The organism is Phenylobacterium sp., assembly GCF_013822795.1.
In the GTDB taxonomy this organism is placed as follows: domain Bacteria; phylum Pseudomonadota; class Alphaproteobacteria; order Caulobacterales; family Caulobacteraceae; genus Phenylobacterium.
Genome location: NZ_PNLB01000026.1, coordinates 1 through 17342 on the forward strand (window position 1 = coordinate 1; position 17342 = coordinate 17342).

General features: G+C 67.7%; 18 protein-coding genes. 9 read left to right on the forward strand and 9 right to left on the reverse strand.

Annotated elements, in window-relative coordinates:
• On the reverse strand, positions 1-1032 hold a 1032-nt coding region (locus tag C0481_RS19735; RefSeq protein WP_293407063.1), incomplete at its 3' end, for a TonB-dependent receptor plug domain-containing protein.
• A 394-nt stretch (positions 1033-1426) separates the two neighbouring features.
• Positions 1427-4204 carry a TonB-dependent receptor gene (locus tag C0481_RS19740; RefSeq protein ID WP_363223837.1) on the reverse strand — a complete coding sequence of 926 codons (2778 nt, stop codon included), beginning with the start codon at positions 4202-4204 and terminating at the stop codon, positions 1427-1429.
• Between the two features lie 459 nt (positions 4205-4663).
• Between C0481_RS19740 and queC the strand changes: the two genes are divergently transcribed.
• The 3 genes from queC to C0481_RS19755 are packed head-to-tail and all read left to right on the forward strand — an operon-like array spanning position 4664 to position 6446.
• The gene (queC, locus tag C0481_RS19745) at positions 4664-5395 is read left to right on the forward strand and encodes a 7-cyano-7-deazaguanine synthase QueC (RefSeq protein WP_293407065.1); all 732 of its coding nucleotides are present in this window, start codon (positions 4664-4666) and stop codon (positions 5393-5395) included.
• The gene (gene queE / locus C0481_RS19750) at positions 5392-6024 is read left to right on the forward strand and encodes a 7-carboxy-7-deazaguanine synthase (RefSeq protein WP_293407066.1); all 633 of its coding nucleotides are present in this window, start codon (positions 5392-5394) and stop codon (positions 6022-6024) included. The genes queC and queE overlap by 4 nt, the downstream gene beginning before the upstream one ends.
• Before the next feature lie 41 nt (positions 6025-6065).
• Positions 6066-6446 (forward strand): 6-carboxytetrahydropterin synthase, encoded by a 381-nt coding sequence (locus tag C0481_RS19755; RefSeq protein ID WP_293407067.1) that lies wholly within the window; start codon positions 6066-6068, stop codon positions 6444-6446.
• 6 nt (positions 6447-6452) lie between these two features.
• Here C0481_RS19755 and C0481_RS19760 read toward each other — a convergent pair whose 3' ends face one another.
• From C0481_RS19760 to C0481_RS19780, 5 genes are all read right to left on the reverse strand, one after another.
• Positions 6453-7433 carry an NADPH:quinone oxidoreductase family protein gene (locus C0481_RS19760; protein ID WP_293407068.1) on the reverse strand — a complete coding sequence of 327 codons (981 nt, stop codon included), beginning with the start codon at positions 7431-7433 and terminating at the stop codon, positions 6453-6455.
• Positions 7434-7490: 57 nt separating this feature from the next.
• A complete protein-coding gene (locus tag C0481_RS19765) occupies positions 7491-7709 on the reverse strand; it encodes a hypothetical protein (protein WP_293407069.1) in 219 nt (72 codons plus the stop codon).
• 129 nt (positions 7710-7838) lie between these two features.
• Positions 7839-8348, reverse strand: a complete 510-nt coding sequence (locus C0481_RS19770; protein WP_293407070.1) for a response regulator — start codon at positions 8346-8348, stop codon at positions 7839-7841.
• 137 nt (positions 8349-8485) lie between these two features.
• Positions 8486-9610, reverse strand: coding sequence for a chorismate synthase (gene aroC / locus C0481_RS19775; protein WP_293407071.1), 1125 nt, complete (start codon positions 9608-9610; stop codon positions 8486-8488).
• 33 nt (positions 9611-9643) lie between these two features.
• The gene (locus C0481_RS19780) at positions 9644-10330 is read right to left on the reverse strand and encodes a DnaJ domain-containing protein (protein WP_293407072.1); all 687 of its coding nucleotides are present in this window, start codon (positions 10328-10330) and stop codon (positions 9644-9646) included.
• Positions 10331-10427: 97 nt separating this feature from the next.
• Between C0481_RS19780 and pdxH the strand changes: the two genes are divergently transcribed.
• On the forward strand, positions 10428-11093 hold the full coding sequence (gene pdxH / locus C0481_RS19785; protein ID WP_293407074.1) for a pyridoxamine 5'-phosphate oxidase: 666 nt from the start codon (positions 10428-10430) through the stop codon (positions 11091-11093).
• Positions 11090-12592 carry a bifunctional aminoglycoside phosphotransferase/ATP-binding protein gene (locus C0481_RS19790; RefSeq protein ID WP_293407076.1) on the forward strand — a complete coding sequence of 501 codons (1503 nt, stop codon included), beginning with the start codon at positions 11090-11092 and terminating at the stop codon, positions 12590-12592. The genes pdxH and C0481_RS19790 overlap by 4 nt, the downstream gene beginning before the upstream one ends.
• A 7-nt stretch (positions 12593-12599) precedes the next feature.
• Here the strand turns inward: C0481_RS19790 and C0481_RS19795 are convergent, their stop codons facing one another.
• Positions 12600-13778: an NAD(P)/FAD-dependent oxidoreductase gene (locus tag C0481_RS19795; RefSeq protein WP_293407078.1), complete on the reverse strand. Its 1179-nt coding sequence runs from the start codon at positions 13776-13778 to the stop codon at positions 12600-12602.
• 60 nt (positions 13779-13838) lie between these two features.
• Positions 13839-14207 carry a VOC family protein gene (locus tag C0481_RS19800; protein WP_293407081.1) on the reverse strand — a complete coding sequence of 123 codons (369 nt, stop codon included), beginning with the start codon at positions 14205-14207 and terminating at the stop codon, positions 13839-13841.
• Positions 14208-14355: 148 nt separating this feature from the next.
• Here C0481_RS19800 and C0481_RS19805 point away from each other — a divergent pair, with 148 nt between their 5' ends.
• The 4 genes from C0481_RS19805 to C0481_RS19820 all read left to right on the forward strand — a co-directional run bounded on the left by C0481_RS19805 (position 14356) and on the right by C0481_RS19820 (position 17336).
• A complete protein-coding gene (locus tag C0481_RS19805; RefSeq protein ID WP_293407084.1) occupies positions 14356-16203 on the forward strand; it encodes a long-chain-fatty-acid--CoA ligase in 1848 nt (615 codons plus the stop codon).
• Positions 16128-16604 carry a hypothetical protein gene (locus C0481_RS19810; RefSeq protein WP_293407087.1) on the forward strand — a complete coding sequence of 159 codons (477 nt, stop codon included), beginning with the start codon at positions 16128-16130 and terminating at the stop codon, positions 16602-16604. Before C0481_RS19805 ends, C0481_RS19810 begins: the two co-directional genes overlap by 76 nt.
• Positions 16605-16855: 251 nt before the next feature.
• The gene (locus tag C0481_RS19815; protein ID WP_293407090.1) at positions 16856-17065 is read left to right on the forward strand and encodes a cold-shock protein; all 210 of its coding nucleotides are present in this window, start codon (positions 16856-16858) and stop codon (positions 17063-17065) included.
• Positions 17066-17132: 67 nt separating this feature from the next.
• Positions 17133-17336, forward strand: coding sequence for a hypothetical protein (locus C0481_RS19820; RefSeq protein ID WP_293407093.1), 204 nt, complete (start codon positions 17133-17135; stop codon positions 17334-17336).
• Positions 17337-17342: the final 6 nt, after the last annotated feature.

Genomic DNA, 17342 nt, shown 5'->3' on the forward strand with positions numbered 1-17342 from the left:
GTCGCCGCCGGTCTGGTAGTTGTACTGCTGGAAGCCGCCGATGTACTTCAGGCTCGCCCAGCCCAGATCGTAGGTGATCGAGGTCGTGAACAGGTGGTTGCCGCGCAGCTGGCCATAGCCGTCGCGGTTGGTCGATTGCTTGTACGGGTCGGCGACGCCCGGGTTGGCGGTCGTCATGCCGAACTGGCCGTTCGGCACCAGGCCGCCGATCGGCTGGAACGGGCGGGTGGTGTCGTAGGGCGTGATCTGGTTGGCGAGGCGGTCGCCGACGCCGGTCGAGTCATCCCAGTTCGAGCGCGAGTAGCGGGCCCAGACATCCAGGTTGTCGCCCAGTTCGGCCTCGGCCTGGATTTCGAAGTAGGTGCGCTTGATGGTGGCGCCGTCGTTGGCCCCGCCGATGTTCTCGATGAAGCCTTCGCGCTGCCAATCCTGGCTGCCGCCGATCTTGAAGCGCAGGTTGTCGGCGACCGGGATCGAGACGACGCCTTCGATCTTGGTGCGGTCGAAGTTGCCGTAGCCGGCGCGGATTTCGCCGCCGAACTCATGCGACGGGCGCTTGGAGATGGTGTTCAGCGCCCCGCCCATGGCGTTGCGGCCGTACAGCGTGCCCTGGGGGCCGCGGAGGATTTCGGTGCGCTCGACGAACAGCGAGCTCTTGAACAGTTCCGAGGACGAGGCCGAGTAGAAGCCGTCGGTGTAGGCCGCCACGCCCGGGTCGTTGCCGATGTAGAAGGTGTTGCGGCCAGCCCCGCGCAGCGAGACGCGGTCGGTGCCCGAATAGTTCATGCCGGGGGTGAAGTTCACGAAGTCCTGGATGCCGGTCATGCCGCGGATGTCGCGCTGCTCGGACGTGTAGGCCGAGACGGCCACCGGCACGTCTTGTAGCGCCTGTTCGCGCTTCTCGGCCGTGACGACCAGTTCCTCGATCTGGAATTCTTCCTGGGCGAAGGCCGGCGCCGAAATTGCCGAAAGCGTCAGAACTGAAGCGCTCAGGGCCAGCATGGTCCGCAGACGCGGGGCGTTGGTAGCCATCAAGTATCCTCCCAGGGCGGAGGGGCGTGGAGCGCCCTCTTCGTATCCGCCCGCATGATGTGCGGTTGTCCGGCGCGGGGAGGCGCCAGGGCGGGGAACCTCCGCCTGGGCGGTGCGGGCGTCAATGTGACCCGCGATAACTGAACGCGATTCATCTGACCTTTTGAAAGTCTGTGGCCGAAATACCGCGCTTTCAAATCGCGAGTACAAAAATGACCGACGTTTTCTGACGGTTTATGAATCAAAGGAAAACAAGGAGCTCCGGTCCATGCGGGAGCCTGCGCGCCGTACCTGAATCGCAAAATGGCGTTCGAATTCTGCGGGCACGCCAAAGAAAAAGGCCGCCGTCCCGAGGGGCGGCGGCCAAGGCCTTGCGGCTGGGTAGATCAGGTCGTCAGAAGCGCTTCTGCAGCGACACGCCGTAGGTGCGCGGCTCGGTGTAGAAGGCGTTGCGGAACAGGCCCGAGGAGTCGTCGGTCAGGTAGAAGTCGGTGATCGCCTCTTCGTCGGTGGCGTTCTTGACGTAAGCCCCGACCTCCCAGCCGTTGACCGGATTGGTCAGGGTCAGGGTCAGGTTGACGTTCTGCCAGTCGTCGATCCGGTCCGGCTCGGTGTTGTAGATCCGGGCGAAGGTCTCGGTCTGCTTGTAGTAGTCGCCGCGCGCCGTCAGCGACCAGTCGTTGCCGAACTCCCAAGTGTACTGGGCGCCCAGCGAGACGGTCCAGTGTGGGGCGTTCGGCAGTTCCCTGCCTTCGAGCGACAGCGGAACGCCGTCGCTGACCAGGCCGCCGAAGGCGTTGGTGCCGACCGCCAGCGCGCCGCTGCCGATGTTGGTGCCCGCGCCGGCGGTGGAGGCCGGGGTGCAGACGCCGAGCAGGGCGAACGGGTTGTTGAGGGCGTTCGAGATGGTCAGGGCGGTCTGGGCCGCGGCCATGTTGACGACGCAGTTCGACGCCGCGCTCGACTTCACCAGCACCAGGTTGGGGTCGCCGCCCGTGCGGTTGAAGGTGTCGATCGACGTGCCGGAGCTGATCTCGGTGTCAAGCCAGCCGATCTGCGCGTTGAGCCGCAGGCCTTGCAGGGGCTGCCAGACCGACTCGAGTTCGACGCCCTTGATCTTGGCGTCGATGTTCTCGTTGGTCGAGGCGCGGTTGACGATCTTCGAGACCTGATAGCCTTCGTAGTCATAGTAGAAGGCCGTGAGGTTCAGGGTCATCGTGCCGTCCAGCACCGTATTCTTGGTGCCGATTTCGTAGGCGTTGATGAACTCCGGGTCGAAGGTCGGCGGCCCGCAGATCACGCCCGCCCCGCCGCTGCAGGGCGAGTTGAGGCCCCCGGCCTTGTAGCCGCGCGAGAAGAACGCATAGACCAGGGTGTCGTCGGTGAAGTCGAGGTCCGGCTTCCAGTCGAAGCCGATGCGGCCCGTGGTCTCCTTGAACTCGACATGCAGGATGTCGGGCGTGCCTGGCAGCGGCCCGGCGATGCCCGAGCCCGGAATGCCCAGGTTGACCTGATGGTTTTCGACTTCCTTGTCGTCGACCGTGTAGCGCAGGCCGCCGGTGAACTTCAGGGTGTCGGTCGCTTGCCAGTAGAGCTCGCCGAAGAAGGCGTGCGAGCGCAGGTCATAGGGGCCGTAGGCGTCGTAGTAGTTACGGCCGACGCGGGTCGGTTCGTAGTTCGGATCGATCGAAATGCACGGCGCGGCGCCCACGCAGTTGGGATTGCCGGCGGCCAGCAGGTTGTTGATCTGGTAGTAGCCGGTCCCGGTGTTGAACATCACGTAGTAGTCGCCGGTCGCCTGGTAGCGAACCATGATCCCGCCGACGTTGAAGTTGAACGGGCCGTCATAGGCCGACTGCAGTCGCAGCTCCTGGCTCCAGCCCTTGGTGTAGGCCGACGAGATGTCGCTGGTCGTGAAGCGGTTGAACGGCTTGTTCTGGGCGTCGTTGATCACGCCCCCGGGGAACAGCGCGCCGTAGATGGCGGCGTAGCCTGGCACGGCGGCGAAGGCGTTGACCGGGTTCGGGGTCGAGTTGAAGCTCGTGCTCGGGACGTAGCGGTTGTAGTCCTGGCGCGTGTAGAGGTCGAAGTCCGTGTAAGACGTCAGCCAGGTCAGCCGCAGTTCGTCGGTCACATCCCAGTCGACGTTGAACTGGTAGATGTCGGTCGTCGATTGATAGATCGGGTCAAAGGTCGACTCGATGTCGCGGACATTGGTCGTCTGCATCTTGCCGGCATAGGCGTCGCCGGTCTGGAAGCCGCCGAGAGCGCCGAACAGGCCGCCCAGGGTCGCCTGCGAGTTCACCGTTCCCAGTGCGCCGGCCGAGTAGAGCGAGGTCGCCGAGCAGCCCTGGCTGAACAGGCCCCGCTGGATCTGGCCGATCAGGCCGCCGGCCGCCGCCGAAAAGTCGACCCCGCCGACGTTCGCCGGGCCGACATCCTTGGTGCAGAACTGCTTGCCGATCCGCGAGCGGTTGTCGTCCTCGTCGAAGTGGTCCCACAGGAAGTAGGCGTGGAAGGTGTCGGTGGGGTTGAACGCCAGGGTCGTGCGCGTGCCGAACAGGTCGCGGTCGTCGGCGTCGTTGCCGGTCACCAAGTTGTCGCCGAACCCGTCGCGCTTCAGCCACGAGCCCGCGACCCGCAGGGCGAACATGTCGCCCAGCGGCACGTTGATCATGCCCCGCAGCTTCATGGTGTTGTAGTTGCCGACCTCGCCGCGGATCATCGCCTCGAACTCGTCGATCGGCTTGGCGGTGATCATGTTGACCACACCGCCGGTGGCGTTGCGTCCGTAGAGGGTGCCTTGCGGACCGCGCAGAACTTCGACCCGTTCCACGTCGTAGAATTCGGTCTCGAACAGGTTGTTGGAGAGCAGCGGCGCGTTGTTCAGGTGGATGCCGGTGCCGGCGTCGCCCGAGCCGGCGACCAGCTTGGAGCCGATGCCGCGGATCTGGAAGTTGTAGCCGGTGAAGTTCCCCTTGGAGAAGTTCACGTTCGGCACGGCGATGACCAGGTTCGGCCCGCCGTCGATCTTGGCCTTCTCAAGGGTGTCTTGGTTGAACGCCGACACCGCGATCGGCACGTCCTGAAGGGCCTCCTCGCGCTTCTGGGCGGTGACCACCAGTTCCTGAATGACGTTCTGGGACCAGGCCGGGGACGCAACTGAACTCAACGCTACAGCAGACGCGCCAACAATCAGCGCGCTCCGCAAATGCAGAGTATTCAACATTCCAGGTTCCTCCCAAGACGCCCACGGCTCTCTACAAACCGGCCTGGTGCGTCACCTTTCGCCGCACGGAGATTTGTCCTGGGTTGGCGGCCACACCCGCGACAAGGCAAAGGCTCGCGCTCAGTTGTGGAGTCTGTCAACGTGACGATGTTAAGTTATCGGTGATCAGGTCGAAACTAACCAAGGTCTGTTGCTGAAATGCACAAGCTTCAAATTCTTTCAATTGTAAGTGGTTGGGCCGGTCTATCTTAAGGTGAAGCTTGTGCAGGTGCGGTATTCGTCGTGCTGCATGTGCGAGGTCGTTGTTTCTGCGAGTGTTTTAGATTCAGCGGTATGGCGGTCGGCGCGGCGCGGCGACGCGCCGGGCTTCCGATTTGCGCCGCGCGCGCGCATATGGGGCCGATGAGCCAAGCTTCTCCGCAGTCTCGCGCCCTGGTCCTGTTCTCGGGCGGTCAGGATTCCAGCGTCTGCCTCGCCTGGGCGCTGGCCCGGCACGATCATGTCGAGACCGTTGGTTTCGACTACGGCCAGCGGCACGCGGTGGAAATGGAACAGCGTTCTGTGGTTCGCGGGGCGATCCGCGCGCGGTTTCCGCAATGGGCCGATCGGCTCGGCGAGGATCACGTTCTCGACCTGACCGGCTTCGGGGCCGTCGGCGACACCGCGATGACGACGGAGCGAGCGTTCGAGATCACCGAGAAGGGGCTGCCCAACACCTATGTGCCGGGCCGCAACCTCGTGTTTCTGACCTATGCGGCCGCCCTGGCCGATCGCCGGAAACTGAAATTTCTAGTGGGCGGGATGTGCGAGACGGACTTCTCCGGCTATCCGGACTGTCGCCGCGAGACGCTCGACGCCCTGGAGCGGGCGCTGAACCTCGGCATGGCCCAGGATTTTGTCGTCGAGACGCCGCTGATGTGGCTGACCAAGGCGCAGACCTGGGCGCTGGCCAAGGGGCTCGGCGGCGAGGACCTGGTCGACGTGATCGTCCGTGACAGCCACACCTGTTACCGGGGAACCCGCGGGGCGCTGCACGATTGGGGGCATGGCTGCGGTGATTGTCCGGCCTGCGACCTGCGCGCCAGGGGCTGGGCCGAATGGGTCGAAGGCGGCCGCGCGGAACTGACGTCATGAGCTACGCCGTCAAAGAGATCTTCCTGACCCTCCAGGGCGAGGGCGGCCAGGCCGGTCAGCCGGCGGTGTTTTGCCGCTTTGCGGGATGCAACCTCTGGTCGGGGCGCGAAGAAGACCGCACCAAGGCCGTCTGCACCTTCTGCGACACCGACTTCGTCGGCATGGACGGGGAGGGCGGCGGCCGCTTCGCCGGTCCCGAGGACCTCGCCGCGGCGGTCGAGGCGGCCTGGACCGGCGGTCCAGATCATCGCCTGGTGGTCTGCACCGGCGGCGAGCCTCTGTTGCAGGTCGACGCCCCGCTGATCGCCGCGTTGCACGCGCGCGGCTTCCGCATCGCCCTGGAGACCAACGGCACCTTGCCGGTTCCCGAAGGGGTCGATTGGATCTGCGTCAGTCCCAAGGCCGACGCCGAGGTCGTGCAGACCCGCGGTCAGGAACTGAAGCTGGTCTTTCCGCAGGCGTTGGCCGATCCGTCGCGCTTCGAGCACATGGATTTCGAGCGTTTTCTGCTGCAGCCGATGGATGGCCCGGCACGCGTCGAAAACACCCAGGCGGCGATCGCCTATTGCCTTGCGCACCCCCGGTGGCGTTTAAGCGTCCAAACTCACAAGTATCTCGGCATTCCGTGACACGCGCACAAGCGCGGCCGGGCGCCTTCAGACCCTCCCAGATGACCCAACCGATTTTCGAGATCACCAAGGCCGCGACCTTCGACGCGGCGCACTACTTCGCCGAAGGGCCCGAGCACCGGCCCTATCGGAATCTGCATGGCCACTCGTTCAAGGTCGAGGCGACCGTCCGCGGCGCGCCGCAGGAGCCGGTGGGCTGGGTCGTAGATCTCGCCGATCTCGACGCCGAGCTGAAGGCTGTCGCCGCCGAACTCGACCATGGGTTGCTCAACGAGAAGCCGGGCCTCGAACGCCCGACCCTCGAGCACATCTGCCTCTATTTCGCCGAACGCCTGCAGCCCAAGTTCCCGGGCTTGTCGCGCATCGTGGTCTCGCGCCCGACCATCGGCGAGAGCTGCGCTATGGCGGTTGCGGCCGCCTGACCCGGCTCAGAGGTCTGCGACCTCGAGCACTGTCTTGCCGACCCCTTGGCCGGTCAGCGCGAACTCCAGCGCCAGGGCGAACTGGTCGAGGGCAAAGCCGCGTCCAAGCGGCGGGGCCAAGCGCCCGTCGCCGGCCCAGACCAGCAACTGGTCCAGGTGCGCCCGGGCGCGGTCCGGCTCCAACAGCATGAACTGACGCACATCGACCCCGACCAGGGCCGCGCCCTTCATCAGGGTCAGGTTGGCCGGCAGGGCGGGGATCGGACCGCCGACGAAACCCAGCACCAGATGGCGTCCGCGCCAGTTCAGCGACCGAAACGCCGGCTCGAACAGCGGGCCGCAGACCGGATCGAACACGACGTCCGGCCCGCGGCCGCCGCCGGCGGCCTTCAGCCGCTCGCGCCAGCCTTCCGGCGCGGTGTCCAGCACCTCGTCGGCGCCGAGCGCGCGGCAGAAGTCGCGCTTTTCTTCGCTGGAGGCCGCGGCGATCACCCGGGCGCCCAGCAGCTTGGCGACCTGCAGCCCCGCCGCGCCCAGCCCGCCGGCCGCGCCGAGCACCAGCACGCTCTCGCCCGCGGCAAGGTTCGCCCGATCGGTCAGGGCGTGCAGGGCGGTGACGTAGTTGATGTGGAAGCCGGCGGCCTGCGCGAACGCCAGGCGTTCGGGGATCGCTCGCACCGTGGCCGCGGGCGCCAGGGCCTGTTGGGCGAACCCGCCGCGGACACTGGCCATGACCCGGTCGCCGGGCGCCAGGTGCTCGACGCCGGGGCCGACCTTGGCCACGCGGCCTGCCGCTTCCTGGCCGGGGGTGTGCGGCAGCGGCGGTTTGACCTGATAGCGGCCGAGCGCCACCAGCGCGTCGACATAGCCGACTCCGCAGGCGGCGACGTCGATCAGCACCTCGCCCGGACCGGGCTCCGGCGGGGCGGCCTCGATGATCCGATAGTCGTCGATCGACGACAGCGTGGTCGCCTGAACCATACGCATGGGCGCCTCCCTTGAGCGTCGATCCTGAGGTCGCTGACGCCGGGGCAGTCCAGGGCGCTACTTGCGCTTGGCGTCCTTCTCGTCGTCGTCGCCGCCGGGGATGATCGCGTCGGCGGCCATGCCCACGCCCTTGGCGGTGACGCCGACGGCTGCGCCGGTCACTCCGACAGCGGTTCCGACCACCGCGCCGGTGGCGGCGACCGCCAGGCAGCCCGACAGCGTCAGGGCCGCGCCCGCCAGCAGCGACAGCTGGGCGAGAAGGCGAAGGGCGGGCATACAGGGGTACTCCGACAGGGACGATCCCTGCCTAGCGGCCGAAGATCACCAAATGGTGGCGAACGCTAGAGCATTTTCCGCCGAAGTGGCCGCCGGTTCGGCGCAGAAAATGCTCCAAATTCAAAAGGTCTAGAGCTCGAGCGCGCGGACGTTGCGGTGGTCGCCTGTGCGCCGCCAGGGGCCCTCATGGCTCGGATCGTTCCGCCGACGGCGGTCGGGGCCGAAGTAGTCGTCGGTGCGAATGAACGGGCGGGCGTGGTCGACCACCTGGGCCAACCGCTCGATGACGCCGCGTGCGGTGATCGGCTTGCCCATGAACTCGTTGACGCCGGCGTCGCGCGCTTCCTGCAGCCGCTTCATCGTCGCATGGCCGGTGATCATGATCACCGGGAGCATCGGGCCGGGACTGTCCGGGCCCGTCCGCAGCGAACGCACGAACTCGATGCCGTTCATCGGCTCCATCGCTAGGTCGGTCAGGATGATGTCGACGGCGTGGTTGCGAAGAGCCGCCAGGCCCTCGACGCCGTCGTTCGCTTCAAAGGTCTGGGTGATGCCGAGCGCCCGCAGAATCTGCGCCAGCAGCAGGCGCGTGTGCTTGTTGTCGTCGACGATCAGGACCTTGAGGCGATCGAGGCGCACGTTCACCGCGCTGACTGTGGAGCCGAATCGCGACGATGCATTCCGCGACAACAGCTGATTAGCTGCGCGAAAGTTGCACGGTCAATGTCATAAAACAGCGATTCGTGAGTGTCGAAATTTCGGCGCCCGCAGCGGGGTCAGCGGCGATCCGTACCGCCCGGAACATAGGCGCCGCCGCCGGTCTGGGCCCGGTGGCGCAAATAGGCGTCGGCCAGCACGCAGGCAGTCATCGCCTCGACCACCGGCACGGCGCGCAGTCCCACGCAGGGGTCGTGACGGCCCTTGGTGCGCAGGTCGATCTCCTGGCCGGCTTCGTTCAGGCTGCGGCGCAGCGTCAGGATCGACGAGGTCGGCTTGAACGCCACCCGCGCCACCACGGGCGCGCCGGACGAGATGCCGCCCAGGATGCCGCCGGCGCTGTTGGACAGGAACAGCGGCTGGCCGTCGTTGCCCATGCGCATCTCGTCGGCGTTTTCCTCGCCCGAGAAGGCTGCCGAGGCGAAGCCCGCGCCGATCTCCACGCCCTTGGAGGCGTTGATCGACATCAGGGCCGCCGCCAGCTCTGCGTCCAGCTTGCCGTAGACGGGCGCGCCCCAGCCGGCCGGCACGCCCAGCGCCTCGACCTCGACGATCGCGCCCGTCGAGGACCCGGCCTTGCGGACCTGCTCCAGGTGCTCTTCCCAGACCGGCGCCGTTTGGGCGTCCGGACACCAGAAGCCGTTCTCGTGGCGCTGATCCCAGTCAAAGCGGCTGCGGTCGATGGCGTGTGGGCCGATCTGCACCACGGCGGCGCGGACAGTGACGCCCTCGATGATCTTGCGCGCCACGGCGCCGGCCGCCACCCGCGCGGCGGTCTCGCGCGCCGAGGCCCGGCCCCCGCCGCGATAGTCGCGCACGCCGTACTTGGCGAAATAGGTGTAGTCGGCGTGGCCGGGACGGAATTGGGTGGCGATCTCGCCATAGTCGCGCGAGCGCTGGTCGACGTTCTCGATCAGCATCGAGATCGGCGTACCGGTGGTCACCTGGCCGTCAGTGCGCTCGTCCTGGAACACGCCCGACAGGATTTTCACCGCGTCCGGCTCTTGGCGTTGGGTGACGAACTTGCCCTGGCCGGGACGGCGCTGGTCCAGCCACACCTGCACCTCTTCGGCGGTCAGGCCGATGCCGGGAGGGCAGCCGTCGATGACGCAGCCCAGGGCCGGTCCGTGGCTCTCGCCCCAGGTGGTCACGCGAAACAGATGGCCGAAGGTGTTGTGCGACATGGCGGCGTTCTTAAAGCCGGCTTGGGCTCAAGGCTAGGCCGCCCAGGCCGCGGCGAACCGGCGGCGCAGGGTGCGCGTGGCGGTGTCGGTGGTGCGGGTCTGCTCGGTCAGGCGCAGGAACAGGTGCCCCTGCGGATGGTCGCCCCGGGCCGGTAGTCCCTGGCCGGCCAACCGGACCAGACCGCGTTCTCCGGCCTTCTTGGTGATCCAGACCACCCGGCGCCCCAGCGGCGTGTCCACCGCCACTCGGCCGCCCTGCGCCAGAACGTGCGGATGCAGCGGCGTGGTGACCCACAGGTCGTGACCGCGGATCATGATCTGCGCATCGCCGCGCACGGCGATCTCGAACATGTCGGCGCCGGCCCGCAGCAGGTCGCCTGAGCGCAGACCGGCGGGCAGGGTGATCTTCAGGCTGCGGCCGTCCGTGGTCTCGCGCAGCACCACCCCGCCGTTTAGCGACAGCAGCGGCGTGATCGGCAGGATCCTGTCGTCCTGCGCGGTTTTCCTGACGGTGGCGGGCGGCTGGATGATCGTACCGGTCGGGATCGGCTCGCTCAGCAGGCGGTAGGCCTCGACCACCTGGCGGAAGCGCTCGGCGTCGCCCCCGGGGCGATCGGGGTGGGCGCCCTTGGCCGCCTCGCGGAAGGCGCGGCGCAGTTCGGCGGGCGCGGCGCCGGACGCGACGCCCAGCACTGCGCGCGCCTGCTTCCTGTCCAGCATGGGTGACTTGGGCGCGGCCATCCGGCGACTGTGGACGGCGCATGGTCAACGGTGCGTTAAGCATGGCAAGCGCGCGCCAAGGCGCTATATCGTCGGCATGAGCGACAAGGCCGCAATTCCTCCCTCGCCCAGCGAGGACGACTACGTCCGCCAGGTGACCGCGGCCGAGCCGCCGCCGCTGCTGTCGGCCCAGGACCCGTTCGAGCTGTTCGCTGAATGGATGAAAGAGGCCGCGGCCAAAGAGCCCAACGATCCCAACGGCATGGCGCTGGCCACCGTGGACGAAAGCGGCATGCCGGACGTGCGCATGGTGCTGCTCAAGGACGCCGGCCCCGAGGGCTTTGTGTTCTATACCAATCTCGGCAGCGCCAAGGGCCGTCAGCTCGCCGCCAATCCCAAGGCCTCGCTGCTGTTTCACTGGAAGTCGCTGCGCCGCCAGGTCCGCGTTCGCGGCACGGTGACGCCGGTGACGCCGGAGGAGGCCGACGCCTATTTCGCCACCCGCGCTCGCCCAGCCCAGATCGGGGCCTGGGCGTCGGACCAGTCGCAGCAGCTGCCCGACCGACTGGCCCTCGAAAAGCGCATCGCCGAGATCGGCCTGAAGTTCGGCCTCGGCAAAGTGCCGCGCCCGCCGCACTGGTCGGGTTTCCGCGTGCAGCCTGAGGTGATCGAGTTCTGGCGCGACCGGCCGTTCCGGCTGCACGAGCGCCTGGTCTTCGTCCGCGTGGGGGAGGGCTGGACCACCCAGCGCCTCTATCCTTGACCGACGCTGAAGAAGCCGAAGTCGTCGCCTGGCTGGAAGGCGAGGCCGAAAGCAAGATCGAGACCGGCTGCGCCTGGGTGTTCCTGGCCGGCGACACCGCCTTCAAGGTCAAGAAGCGGGTCGATCTGGGTTTCCTCGACTACTCCACGCTCGACCTACGCCACTGGGCGCTGGAGCGGGAGCTGCGCTTCAATCGCGCCGCCACCTCCGACATCTATCGCGCGGTGCGGACGATCACCCGCAAGAGCGGCGGCGGGCTCGAACTCGACGGCGCCGGCGCTGTGGTCGAGTACGCGCTGGAGATGCGCCGCTTCGATGAGAGCTTCGTGCTCGCCGCCCGTCCTTGGGCGGTCGACGGGCCGCTGGCCGAGGCCATGGGCCGCGAGGTCGCGAGCGTCCACGCCAAGGCCGAGCTGCGCCCGCAGGGCGGCGGCGGCAAGGCGCTGAAATACACCATCGACTCCAACGCCAAGCTGCTGCGCGAACTGGCGCCGAAGCTCGGCGAGGCCCGCGTCGAAGCGCTGATCGCGGCCACTGACGCCGAGTTCTTCCGCCATGAGGCCCTGCTGGACGCCCGCCGCGACGCCGGCTTCGCCCGCCAGTGCCACGCCGACCTGCATCTCGGGAACATCCTGCTGGAGGACGGCAGGCCCGTCCTCTTCGACTGCATCGAGTTCAACGACATCCTGTCGGACATCGACATCCAGTACGACCTCGCCTTCCTGTTGATGGACCTCGACTTCCGCCGGCGGCGCGATGCGGCGGTGCGGGTGCTGTCGGCCTATGTCGACGAGGGCCGTCGCCACTTCGGGCCGGATCTGCTGGACGGCCTCGCCGCCCTGCCGCTGATGATGGCTGTCCGTGCCGGCGTGCGGGCCCATGTCCAGGCGCACAGCTCCGACCTGGAAGGCGCGGGCGCCTATCTCGACGCCGGCTTGGCGCACCTGTCGCCGCCGCCGCCCAAGTTGACCGCGGTCGGCGGGCTCTCGGGCTCGGGCAAGTCGACCTTCGCGCGGCTCATCGCGCCGGGCCTGGGCGCCTCGCCAGGCGCGGTGGTGCTGCGCACCGACGAGATCCGCAAGCGCTTGCTGGGCGTGGCGCCCGACGCCTCGCTGCCGGCCAGCGTCTACTCGCCCGCCTTCTATCAGGAGGTCTACGACACCCTGTTGGCCGAGGCCCGCGCCCTGCTGGACGCCGGCCGCGCCGTGGTGGTCGACGCGACCTTCATCCAGCCCGAGCTGCGCGGCCGCGTCGAAGCGCTGGCCAAGGACGCCGGCGTGCCGTTCCACGGGGTCTGGCTGCAGGCCGCGCCGGAAATCCTGGCCCAGCGCATCGAGGGCAGGGAAGGCGACGCCTCCGACGCCACGGTCGCCACCCTGCGCATGCAGCTCGAACGCGACGTCGGCCCCATCGACTGGATCGGCGTCGACGCCTCAGGCCCAGCCCAGGACGCCGCCGAGGCCTGGTCGATCCAGTACGCCGGCGCGCCGCTGGTCTAGTTCAGCCTCAGACCGCTTGTCCGGCCACCCAGCCCGACGACCACGCCCACTGGAAGTTATACCCGCCCAACCAGCCGGTGACGTCGACCACCTCGCCGATGAAGTAGAGCCCCGGCACGGCCTTGGCCTGCATGGTCTTGGACTCCAGCGCGTCGGTGTCCACGCCTCCCAGCGTCACCTCGGCGGTGCGATAGCCTTCCGATCCGACCGGCTTCACCGTCCAGGCGTTCACCGCCGTGTCGATACGCCCGATGGCCTTGTCCGACAGGTCGCCGGCGTTGGTTGGAGCCGCGGCCTCGTCCAGGATCATCTGCGCCACGCGCCGCGGCAGGTGCTCGGAGAGCACCGTGATCGCCGCCTGCTTGCCGCGGGTCTGGCGCGCGGTCTTCAAGGTGGCGGCCATGTCCACGCCCGGCGCCATCGACACCGTGATCGCCTGGCCCTCGCGCCAGTAGGACGAGATCTGCAGGATCGACGGGCCCGACAGCCCGCGATGGGTGAACAGCATCGCCTCGCTGAATTTGGTCTTGCCGCTGGCGACGACGGAATCCACCGCCACTCCGGCCAGCGGTTTCAGCCGCTCCAGCATCCCAATCTCGAAAGTCAGCGGCACCAGGGCCGGGCGCGTCTCGACGATATTCAGCCCGAACTGCCGGGCGATCTCGTAGCCGAAACCGGTGGCGCCCATCTTCGGGATCGACTTGCCGCCGCTGGCGATCACCAACGCCTCGCAGGTCACCCGTCCGCCGCTGGTCTCCAGCGAGAAGCCTTCATCCTCCTGCTCGACCCGCTCGACGCTGGTCTTCAGGCGCAAGGTCACGCCCGCCTGGCGCATCGCGCCGGTCAGCATGGCGATGATGTCCTTGGCCGAGTTGTCGCAGAACAGCTGGCCCAGGGTCTTCTCGTGATAGGCGATCCCCTCGCGCTCGACCCAGGCGATGAAGTCCTTGGCCGTGTAGCGGCGCAGCGCCGAGATCGCGAAGTGCGGGTTGGCCGAGAGGAAGTTGGCCGGGGCGGCGTTGACGTTGGTGAAGTTGCAGCGCCCGCCGCCGGAGATGCGGATCTTCTCGCCCGGCGCGGCGGCGTGATCGATCACCAGGACCTTGCGGCCGCGCTTGCCGGCCTCGATCGCGCACATCATGCCCGCCGCGCCGGCGCCGATCACCACGACGTCGAACTGATCCACTAGGTCCTCGCGGCTTGGATAAAGGAAAGCCGGCCCTTCGATAGGAGAGGGGCCGACAAGTCAACTGGCGGGCTGGAACAGCTCGATCGGATTGCCGGACGGATCCTCGCACAGGATCTGGCGTCCGCCCGGCCCGACGACGATCTGGTTGCGGAATGAAACGCCGAGGCCGGACAGATACGCCACCGCCGCCTCGATATCGGCCACCTCCAGCACCATGCGGTTCCAGCCGCCGGGCGCCGGCGATTGGCCGTCGGGCATCGGGCGCGCTGCGGACGATGGCGGTCCCGCCGTCCACAGCGTCAGGTCACCGCGTCTCAGGATCGCCATCGCCGGGGGAAACTGCTGAACAACTTCGAAGCCCAAGGCCTCGACATAGAACGCCGTCGCCGCCTCGACATCGGTCACCAGGTATCGGATCGTCGCCATCGCAAACCTCCATTCCCCGCGAAACACCATGCCGCAGCGGGATTTCTCGACAAGCCCCTGTTCACCGAGCCGCGTTGCGTTAAGGACTTGGTGAATCTAGCTTGCGCCAGCCCCAGAGAGGGCGGCGTCGTCGGGAGGGAGTACGAGTATGCAAGGCTTGATGCAGGACTGGCCGCTGACGGTCGACAAGATCCTCGACCACGCCAAGGCCTGGCACGGCGGCCGCGAGGTCGTCAGCCGTTCGGTCGAGGGGCCGATCGTCCGCACCACCTACGCCGCGATCCACGAGCGCGCCAAGCGGGTGTCGAATGCGCTGAAGGCCCTGGGCGTCGCGCCCGGCGACCGCGTCGCCACGCTCGCCTGGAACACCGGCCGCCACATCGAAGCCTGGTACGGCATCATGGGCATCGGCGCGGTCTGCCACACGCTGAACCCGCGCCTGTTCGCCGAGCAGCTCGTCTACATCATCAATCACGCCGACGATAAGGTCATCTTCACGGACCTGACCTTCCTGCCGATCCTGGCGGGCATTCGCGATCAGATCCCCGGCGTGAAGCACTTCGTCGTCTTCACCGACCAGGCGCACCTCGGCGACCAGCTGCCCGGCGCGCTGGCCTATGAGAGCCTGATCGAGCAGGCCTCCGCCGACGTCGCCTGGGGCGGCTTCGACGAAAACACCGCCGCCGGCCTCTGCTACACCTCCGGCACGACGGGCAACCCGAAGGGCGTGCTCTACTCGCACCGCTCGAACTTCCTGCACACTCTGGTGACCATGGGCGGCGACGTCCTGGGCATCCGCGCGACCGACACGGTGCTGCCGGTGGTGCCGATGTTCCACGCCAACGCCTGGGGCCTGGCCTTCTCGGCCCCGGCGGTCGGGGCCAAGCTGGTCATGCCGGGCCAGAAGCTGGACGGCGCCTCGGTGCACGAGCTGCTGGAGACCGAGGGGGTCACCTTCTCGGCCGCCGTGCCGACCGTCTGGCAGATGCTGCTGCAGCACCTGCGGGCCACCAAGGGCCAGCTGACCACCTTGAAGCGCGTCGTCATCGGCGGCTCGGCGGTGCCCGAGAGCATCGTGCGCGGCTTCCGCGACGAGTTCGGCGTCGACGTCACCCACGCCTGGGGCATGACCGAAACCTCGCCGCTCGGCACCCAGGCCACCCCCAACGCCGCCATCGCCGCCATGGACGCCGAGGCCCAGCTGCAGTTCAAGCTGAAGCAGGGCCGCGCCCCGCTCGGCATCGAGCTCAAGCTGGTCGACGATAACGAGAAGGAGCTGCCGCACGACGGCTCGACCTTCGGCCGCCTGAAAGTCGCCGGCCCGTTCGTGGTCGGCCAGTACTTCAAGTCCGAGGGCGGCAACATCCTCGATGAAGCGGGCTTCTTCGACACCGGCGACGTCGCCACGCTTGACGAGCACGGCTTTATGCAGATCACCGACCGCGCCAAGGACGTGATCAAGTCGGGCGGTGAATGGATCTCCTCGATCGAGATCGAGAACATCGCCGCCGGCCACCCGAAGGCCGAACTGGCCGCGGTCATCGGCGTCGCCCACCCCAAGTGGGACGAGCGCCCGCTGCTGCTGGTCAAGCTCAAGGCCGGCGAGACCGCCACCAAGGAGGAATTTCTGCAATTCCTCGAAGGCAAGATCGCCAAGTGGTGGACGCCGGACGACGTGGCCTTCGTCGACGAAATCCCGCTCGGCGCCACCGGCAAGATCGACAAGAAGGTCATCCGCGACCGCATGAAGGACTACGTCCTGCCGACCGCGGCGAGCGGCGGCGCGGCGGCGTTGGCCGTCTCGCCAGAGCCGAAGATCTACGCGCCCGAGCCGGCGGCCGTCGCGGCGCCTGACGACGGCTCTTGGCTGCAGTGGCTTCCAGGACCGGACCAGGCGGTCGACCGTTCCGCCGCGCCGTCGTGCGCGGCCACGCCGGCCGAACCGCAGCCGCCGGAGGCCCCGGCGGACGCCGTGCGCCCTTTTCGGCGGAGCTGACCGCGCCTGAGCCGGCCCTCGCGCCAGCTCGGCCGGTCACGCCGTCCCGCCAGCGCGAGCGCGCCGTCTCGCACGGCTTCGCCGATATCTATCTGACGGGGGCGACGCTGATCGCCCTGGCCCCGGCCTTCCTGGTCGCGGTCGGGGTGGTCGCGCCGCGGCTGGGCCTGATGAGCGAGGGAGTCGGCATCGGCCTGCTCGCCATGCAATGGGCGCCGCATATCGCCCTGGCCAGTGTCGCCGCTGGGGCCTTTGGCGTGCTGGTCGCCTTGCTCGCCGGCTTTTCGCGGTTCTGGCTGCGGGCGCTGCTGGTGCTGGCCATCACCACCACGACCCTGTTCGCCTACGTCTGGGAACGCGAGGTGCGCCAGCCAGCGGCCGCTGTCGCAGACGCCGGCTAGCGCGGTGCAGCAGCGGGACGGGGGCCGCCTGAGCTCCCGATCTTCCGGGCGGGCGCCAGCGCTTCCACAATTGCGTCTGGCCTGAAGTCCATATTTCCGCTATAAGCCGAAATCGAAGATCGCTTTCGGCTCGGTTGTTCTCATCGCTTTTTCTTCAAGAAGCGCCCCGAGCCGACCTCAACCTTCTCCGAAAATTTGATCCGCCGCCCCGCATTGGGCGCGCGAAAACTTGCGCCTGAAAGGTGACAATTATGACGACCGGTATCGTGAAGTGGTTCAACCCCACCAAAGGCTTCGGCTTTATTCAACCTGACGCGGGCGGCGCGGACGTGTTCGTCCATATCAGCGCTGTCGAGCGCTCCAGCCTCGGCTCGCTCGAAGAGGGCCAGAAGCTCGGCTACGAACTGGAACTGGACTCGCGCAGCGGCAAGATGACCGCCGTCCAGTTGCAAGCCGTCTAAGCCATTTGTCCTCCGCTTGGGCCGGGCCGGTTCGCCCGGCTCGCTCGGCGGAGGAACCGCCAAGATCATGACCATCCCCACCATCGAGCGCGCATTCCAGATCGCGCGATCGGGCCAGGCTCGCGACATCGCCACGCTCAAGCGCCAGCTTGAAGCCGACGGCTGCCGCGCGGTGGACGCCCTGCTGGCGCCGCGCAGCCTGCGTGGCCATCTGGAAGCCATCTGCCTCGCCGCCTTCAAGCCGGCGGCCGCGGACACGCCCGACAGCTGAAAGTAC